Here is a 2,595-nt window from a genome sequence, read left to right on the forward strand (position 1 = left end):
CTGGCGGACATCCGCACCCGGTACCCGGACATCCCGCGCCGGGTCTCCGGCTACAACCTCGACAGCCTCTTGCCGGAAAAGAACTTCCACGTCGCCCAGGCCCTGGTCGGCTCCGAGGGCACCCTGGTCACCATCCTCCGGGCCCGGCTCAGGCTGGTCCCGGTCCTGAAGGCGTCCGCCCTGGTCTTCCTCAGCTACCACGACATCGCCGCCGCCGGAGACGACGTGCCCCGCGTCCTCGCGCACGATCCCGTCGCGCTGGAAGGCATCGACGACAAGCTGATCAACTTCGAGCGGCACAAGCGCCTGCACCCGGAGGCGCTGCACGAGCTGCCCGACGGCGGCGCCTGGCTGATGGTCCAGCTCGGCGCCGACACGCCCGAGGCGGTCAGGGAGGCCGCCGACCGGCTCGTCGCCGACGTACGCCGCGACGGCGGGCCGACCGTGCACCGGTTCACCGACCCGGTCGACGAGCAGCGGATGTGGGAGGTGCGCGACGCGGCGCTGGGCGCCACCGCGCACGTGCCGGACTACCAGAACAGCGGGCCGGGTTGGGAGGACGCCGCCGTCGCACCGGACAAGCTCGGCGACTACCTGCGCGACCTCGACCAGCTCTACCGGGAGTTCGGCTTCGAGAAGGCCTCGGTCTACGGGCACTTCGGCCAGGGCTGCGTGCACAGCCGCATCCCGTTCCGGCTGCGCACCGCCGGCGGGGTCCGCCAGTTCCGGGCCTTCCTGGAGCGGGCCGCCGACCTGGTCGCCTCCTACGGCGGCTCGTTCTCCGGCGAGCACGGCGACGGGCAGGCCCGCGGCGAGCTGCTGCCCAGGATGTTCGGCGACCGGCTGATGAGGGCGTTCGGGCAGTTCAAGGCCATCTTCGACCCCGATGATCGGATGAATCCCGGCAAGGTGGTGCCGCCGTACCGGCTGGACAGCCACCTGCGGCTGGGCGTGGACTACGACCACGGCGACGTGCCGACGGTGTTTCGCTATCCGAACGACGGCGGCAGTTTCGGCGAGGCGGTGCTGCGCTGCGTGGGCGTCGGCAAGTGCCGTCGCCACGAGGGGGGCGTGATGTGCCCCTCCTACATGGTCACCCGCGAGGAGGAGCACTCCACCCGCGGCCGGTCCCGCCTGTTGTTCGAGATGCTCGACGGGACCGCCAGGGGCGGCACGATCGGCGACGGCTGGCGTTCCGAGGCGGTGCGGGACGCGCTCGACCTGTGCCTGGCGTGCAAGGGCTGCAAGGCGGACTGCCCGGTGAACGTGGACATGGCCACCTACAAGGCCGAGTTCCTGTCCCACCACTACGCCGGCCGGCTGCGTCCCCGCCAGCACTACTCGATGGGTTGGCTGCCGCTGGTGGCCACCGCCGCCGCACGCCTGCCCCGCACGGTCAACGCGCTGGCCCACGCACCCGGGCTCAGCCGCCTGGCCAAGACCCTCGGCGGAATCGACCAGCGACGCGACATCCCCCTCTTCGCGCGCGAATCCTTCCAGCGTTGGTTCGCCGGCCGGACGCCCGGCGGCGACGGGTCCCGGGGCGACGTGCTGCTCTGGCCGGACACCTTCACCAACCACTTCCACCCGGGCATCGCCCGCGCGGCGGTGGAGGTGCTGGAGGCGGCCGGCTGGCGGGTACGGGTGCCGGACCGGCCGGTGTGCTGCGGGTTGACCTGGATCTCCACGGGGCAGCTCGGCGTCGCCAAGCGGGTGCTGCGCCGCACGGTGGACGTGCTGCGTCCGTACCTGCGGACCGGCACCCCGATCGTCGGGCTGGAACCCAGCTGCACGGCGGTATTCCGCAGCGACGCGCACGAGCTGTTCCCGGCCGACGACGACGTCACCCGCCTACGGGAACAGACCGTCACCCTCGCGGAACTGCTGCACGACCACAGCCCCGGCTGGCAGCCGCCCCGCATCGACGCGCACACCCTGATCCAGACCCACTGCCACCACCACGCGATCCTCGGCACCGCCCCCGACCTGGCCGTCCTGTCCGCGGCCGGCGTCGACGCGCAGGTCCTGGACTCCGGCTGCTGCGGACTGGCCGGCAACTTCGGCTTCGAGCAGGGCCACTACGAGGTCTCCGACGCCTGCGCGGAGCGGGTGCTGCTGCCGGCCGTCCGGGACGCCGCCGAGACCGATGTCATCCTCGCCGACGGGTTCAGCTGCCGTACCCAGGTCGAGCAGGGCGCCTCCGCGGGCCGCTCGGCGATCCACCTGGCCGAGCTGCTGCGCGCCGGCCTGCACCACGACACCGTGCCCCGCCGCCCGGAACAGAGCTGGAGCGACCGGCCACGACCGCCCTCGGCGACCGCCCGCTGGGCAGCGGCCGCTCTGGTGGCGGCCGCCCTGCTCGCCCCGGCGGCCGCGCTGGTCCGCCGGAGGAGCCGGTGACCCGGATCCACCTCACCGCCGAGGCGTACCGGGTCCCCACCGACGCTCCCGAGGGCGACGGCACCCTGCCCTGGAGCGGCACCACGCTGGTGCTGGTCCGGGCCGGCGCCGACGGGCACACCGGGATCGGCTGGACGTACGGGCCGGCGGCCGTCGTCGCGGTGGTGTCGGACCTGCTCGCGCCGGCGGTCGCCG

At 73.4% G+C, this 2,595-nt stretch carries 1 protein-coding gene and 1 pseudogene; both read left to right on the forward strand.

The window, feature by feature from the left end:
• On the forward strand, positions 1-2,400 hold a 2,400-nt coding region (locus B0E53_RS35330), incomplete at its 5' end, for an FAD-linked oxidase C-terminal domain-containing protein (protein ID WP_107079815.1).
• Positions 2,397-2,595: pseudogene (locus B0E53_RS35335) on the forward strand (mandelate racemase); the annotation flags it as partial. The gene B0E53_RS35330 and the pseudogene B0E53_RS35335, both read left to right, overlap by 4 nt.

Origin of the sequence: Micromonospora sp. MH33 (assembly GCF_003013775.1) — a bacterium.
In the GTDB taxonomy this organism is placed as follows: Bacteria; Actinomycetota; Actinomycetes; order Mycobacteriales; family Micromonosporaceae; genus Micromonospora; species Micromonospora fulviviridis.